Origin of the sequence: Faecalicoccus sp. (genome assembly GCF_036552745.1) — a bacterium.
Classification (GTDB): domain Bacteria; phylum Bacillota_I; class Bacilli_A; order Erysipelotrichales; family Erysipelotrichaceae; genus Faecalicoccus.
In genome coordinates, this window is sequence record NZ_JAXKBY010000211.1 from 1 (window position 1) to 5,390 (window position 5,390).

Annotated in this window: 4 protein-coding genes and 1 other annotated feature; all 4 genes read left to right on the forward strand. The window is 38.7% G+C overall.

Features of this window, described 5'->3' with window-relative positions; all coding sequences use genetic code 11:
• Positions 1–678 precede the first annotated feature (678 nt).
• Entirely contained in the window at positions 679–1,596 is a 918-nt protein-coding gene (rpsB, locus tag U0M88_RS09770; RefSeq protein ID WP_331869691.1) for a 30S ribosomal protein S2, read from the forward strand.
• A gap of 19 nt (positions 1,597–1,615) precedes the next feature.
• Complete coding sequence (gene tsf / locus U0M88_RS09775) at positions 1,616–2,506, forward strand: translation elongation factor Ts (protein ID WP_331869692.1); 891 nt, start codon at positions 1,616–1,618, stop codon at positions 2,504–2,506.
• Between the two features lie 359 nt (positions 2,507–2,865).
• Positions 2,866–3,076, forward strand: a binding site (T-box leader).
• A 111-nt stretch (positions 3,077–3,187) separates the two neighbouring features.
• Positions 3,188–4,426 (forward strand): argininosuccinate synthase, encoded by a 1,239-nt coding sequence (locus tag U0M88_RS09780; protein WP_331869693.1) that lies wholly within the window; start codon positions 3,188–3,190, stop codon positions 4,424–4,426.
• A partial coding sequence (gene argH / locus U0M88_RS09785; RefSeq protein WP_331869694.1) for an argininosuccinate lyase occupies positions 4,426–5,390 on the forward strand: 965 nt, incomplete at its 3' end. The genes U0M88_RS09780 and argH, both read left to right, overlap by 1 nt.

Here is a 5,390-nt window from a genome sequence, read left to right on the forward strand (position 1 = left end):
CTAGTTTACAGCTTTCCGAAGAATTGAAAGTGAACTATAAAATCGCCTGTTTACTCCAAACAAAAGCTCGAATCCTTATGAGAAACTCGAATTCCAAGAGATCTCTGGATTCGAGTTTTTATGAATCGGATGCTGCATACATTAGTCAGTCAAACATGTTACTCGAAAGATGATTCGTTCTTCCATAGATCTGTATGCCCATACCAGAGGCTTACAATCTGCTTAGGGGTATCAGGTGGGACTCACAATTTAAAAAAGATAATGTTGCAGATACGCAATTCAGAGCAAAAAAGCTTTTCCTTTTATAATTCAAAATGCAGATAGGGAACTTTGATTGGCTATGATAAAAGTAATTAAAAGGCTAATTTAATGCATATAGAAAACAGTATTATGGCTGCAAAACAAGGATGAGAACATATTTTTTCTGAGGGAAATTTTTATAATAACCAGGTATAAGAGGAACTTCATTAAAATGTTATCTTGTCAATTTTCTAAAAATAGAATCTTCCTATGTACCAATATAGTTTTTTATGCAAATATATTGAATTTGCGAATTTGTCATGCTAATATAAATGAGCGTGCAAGCGCGAATACACACATCATGGATTCGAATGCCCGTGCAATTTATTGTTGCATTCGTTGGAAATGATGGAGGAGTAACGGAAAGGAAGGACTATTATGTCAATTGTATCAATGAAAAAATTGTTGGAGAATGGTGTACATTTTGGACATCAGACTCGCCGCTGGAATCCAAAGATGAAACCATACATCTACACCAGCCGTAACGGGGTTTATATCGTAGATTTAAACCAGACGATCGAACAGATCGAAGAAGCATATGCGAAATTAAAAGAAATCAGTGAAAACGGTGGAAAGGTTCTGTTTGTCGGAACAAAGAAACAGGCCGCTGACGTTATTGAAGAGCAGGCTTTACGTTCTGGTTCTTTCTATGTAAACAAACGTTGGTTAGGTGGTTTGTTAACAAACTTCCGTACAATTCAGAAACGTGTTAAACGTTTGGTTGAAATCGAAGAAATGGAAGCCAGTGGAAAAATCGAAGTATATACGAAAAAAGAACAAGCAAATCTTCGTAAGGAAAAAGCTAAATTGGAAAGCAGCTTAGGTGGAATCAAAGAAATGAAAAAATTGCCAGATGCAGTATTCATTATCGATCCAAAGGAAGAACACAACGCTGTTGCGGAAGCTAAGAAATTAGGTATTCCGGTATTTGCAATGTTGGATACAAACTGTGATCCAGATGATGCAACATATCCAATTGCTTCTAACGATGATGCAACTCGTTCTATCAAATTAGTTACAACAATCTTGGCAGATGCTATCGTAGATGCTAAAGGTGGCGTTTTAGAATTAGCTTACCTGGATAACACAGAAGATGATGTAACAATGGATGACGTTATCAAAAACGTTGAACAGCAGATTGCCGAAAACGAAAGACGTCGTCGTCAGCGTATTGAAGAAAAGAGAAAGAGAAACTTCGAAAGAAGAAATCGTCGTTTCAACAAACAGGCTCCTAAAGAAGAAGCTAAAGCAGAAGTAAAAGAAGAAGCACCGGCTGAACAGCCAGCTGCTGAATAATCAAACAGGAGGAAAAATCATGGCTATTACCGCAAGTCAAGTAAAAGAATTACGTGAAAAAACCGGCGCAGGAATGATGGACTGTAAAAAAGCCCTGACTGAATGCGATGGAGATATGGCTAAAGCTGTTGACTGGCTGCGTGAAAAAGGTATGTCTAAGGCTGAAAAGAAAGCCGGACGTATCGCAGCAGAAGGTTTGACTCGTGTAGCTGCACAGGGAAACCATGCGGTTATTTTCGAAGTCAACTCTGAAACAGACTTTGTTGCCAAGAATGAACAGTTCTTGCATGTATTGGATGTATTACAGGCAAGCTTATTAGAAACAAAACCTGCTTCTTTAGAAGAAGCGTTAAAGGTATCTACACCAGAAGGTACTGTAGAAGAAGTGATCACAAACGCTACTGCTACGATTGGTGAAAAGATTTCTTTCCGTCGTATCGATGTTGTAGAAAAGAAAGATGATGAAATTTTCGGAACTTACATGCACATGGGTGGAAAGATTTCTGCTGTAGTAGTATTGAAGGGAACACAGGATGCACAGATCGCAAAGAACATTGCTATGCAGGTTGCTTCTATGTCTCCGGTTTATGTAAGTCAGTCTGAAATTCCTTCAGATGTTGTAGAACATGAACGTAAATTACAGATGCAGATGATGCAGAACGATCCTAAGATGGCTGGTAAACCTGAAAAAGTATTACAGGGTATTTTAAAAGGAAAAGTTGATAAACACTTTAAAGATCTTTGCTTGAATGATCAGGAATACTTCTTGGAACCAAAACAAAAAGTATCTCAGTTCTTGAAAGAAAACGGAGCTGAAGCTGTATGCTTCGTACGTTATCAGGCTGGTGAAGGTATCGAAAAGAAAGAAGAAAACTTCGCTGAAGAAGTTATGTCACAAATTAAGGGCTAATTCAATTAGCTCTTTTTTTTAGAAAACCAGAGAGCCAATGTGTGCCATTATAAGATCAGAATGATCATGGTATTAAGGTAATCTCTGGTATTTTTTTTGTAGAAAGAATTTGATTAGTTGTAAGAAAGGATACGAAAAATAGGAAAACTTTAGTATCGTTTTTTCTAGGTTTGAATACTTTTTTTTTTCGATATTTAAATGGGTAAAGAAAACATGGCTTCATGCAAAACTTCGAGAAACGATAGAAGATTTATGATCTGCATGGAACCACAGTACAGTTCAAAGTGATTATTTGAAAAATAAATGTAAGAAATTGAAAATTATTCTTGAAAATAACTTTCAAAAATGTATAATAATGTACATAAGTTGTGAAGAGAAGGAGTACAGAGTCTTTTATTTCAAGAGAATTGGCGGATGGTGCAAGCCATAAAGAGAAGCTCTGGAACGTGTCTTGGAACTTCTATGTCGAAACATTATAGTGAGGCATAGACGCGATCCGCGTTAACGATAAGGTGTCATTTACATAGCGTAGATGGAAATAAGGTGGTACCGCGTATTCACGTCCTTTGAAGAAAAGGACGTTTTTTTTATAGATGGGAGTGAGAACGATGTCTGAAAAAGTCCGACGATGTGGGTGTCGTTTATATAGCTTAAATGAATTTAAAGATGGAGGAGAATAACATGGAAAAGAAAAAATACAACAAAATTGTTTTAGCATATTCAGGAGGATTAGATACATCGGTATTGATTCCCTGGTTAAAAGAAAATTATGGAGCTGAAATCATTGCAGTCAGCGGAAATGTAGGACAAGGTACAGAATTAGATGGTTTGGAAGAAAAAGCTTTAAAAACCGGTGCCAGTAAGTTATACATTGAAGATTTAACGGATGAATTTGTGAATGATTATGTGATTCCAACGATGCAGGCAGGTGCTTCATATGAACAATATTTACTGGGAACCAGCTTTGCTCGTCCGATCATTGCGAAAAGAATTGTAGAGATTGCGAAAAAAGAAGGGGCGGATGCGATTTGTCATGGATGTACCGGAAAAGGAAACGACCAGGTACGTTTTGAACTGGCTATTCAGGCTTTTGCACCGGAAATTGATATCATTGCGCCATGGCGGTTCTGGGAATTGAATTCTCGTGAAAAGGAAATCGCTTATGCCGAAGCACACAACATTCCGTTAAAGATCAATAAAGAAACCAACTACTCCAAAGATAAGAACTTATGGCATTTAAGTCATGAAGGTTTGGATCTGGAAGATCCAGCCAACGAAGCACCGATCAATAAACCGGGCTTCCTGGAAATGAGCGTTTCTCCGGAACAGGCTCCGGATGTACCAACAAATGTAACAATCCACTTTGAAAAAGGGGTGCCTACCTCGGTTGATGGTGTAGAAATGACACCGACACAGATCATCGAGAAATTAAATGAGGTTGGCGGTGCCAATGGCTGTGGAATTTTAGATATCGTTGAAAATAGACTGGTTGGTATGAAGAGTCGTGGTGTTTATGAAACACCGGGCGGTACAGTACTGTATAAAGCTCATGAAAAACTGGAAGAAATCACACTGGATAAAGAAACACAGCACTATAAACAATCGCTGGCTTTAAAGTTTGCCGATCTGGTTTATAACGGACAATGGTACACACCGCTTAGAAAAGCGATGACAGCTTTTGTGACCAGTACACAGGAAACCGTGACCGGGGATGTGACTTTAAAATTATATAAAGGAAATATCATTCCAGTTTCTGTGACAAGTCCATATTCTTTATATAGTGCCGGTATGGCCACTTTCGATGAAGATGACTGTTATGACCAAAGTGATTCTGCCGGATTCATTCATCTGTTTGGTTTGCCATTGAAGGTAAGGGCCTTGAAGGCAAAAGAAGTTGACGATTTTCCGGGAGTGGAATAATGAGTAAGCTTTGGACCGGACGTTTTTCAAAAGAGACGGATGCTCTGTTAGATCAATTAAACGCATCCCTTCCTTTTGATAAAAGATTATACAGACAAGATATTCAAGGTTCTATGGCACATGCCAAAATGCTTGGTAAACAAGGAATTATTTCTTTTGAAGATCAAGCATCGATTCAATCGGGGTTAGAATCCATCTTAAAGGATATTGAATCCGGTATGCTTGTTATCTGTAACGCAGAAGATATTCATTCGTTTGTCGAACAGGAGCTGACCAAACGAATCGGTGATGCCGGAAAAAGATTACATACCGCAAGATCGAGAAATGATCAAGTTGCTTTAGATTTGAGGCTGTTTACCAAAGAGCAGGTTACTATTCTATCCGATTTGGTCTTATCGATGTTACAGGCTCTCTGTACAAAATCCAAAGAGCATTTAACGACCGTAATGCCAGGTTATACACACTTACAAAGAGCACAACCGGTGACCGTGGCGCATGTGTGGATGGCTTATGCCAATATGTTAAAAAGAGATCATAAGCGATTGATGAATGCTTTAGAATTGATGGATGAGATGCCGCTTGGATCTGGTGCTTTAGCTGGAACAACGTATCCGATCGATCGAGACTATACTTGTGCTCTGTTAGGATTTCGGTGTCCAACAGATAACTCGATAGATGGTGTCAGTGATCGAGATTATTGTATGGAGATCGGCAATGCCTGTTCGATCTTGATGATGCATCTTTCCAGAATGTGTGAAGAGATGATTCTATGGTGTTCCGGGGAGTTTGGCTTTATGGAACTCGATGATGCCTTTTCAACAGGTTCCAGTATCATGCCACAAAAGAAGAATCCGGATGTATGTGAATTGATCCGTGGCAAAACTGGGCGTGTCTATGGAGATCTGATGACAGTTTTGACTATGCAGAAAGGATTGTCACTTGCCTACAATAAAGATATGCAGGA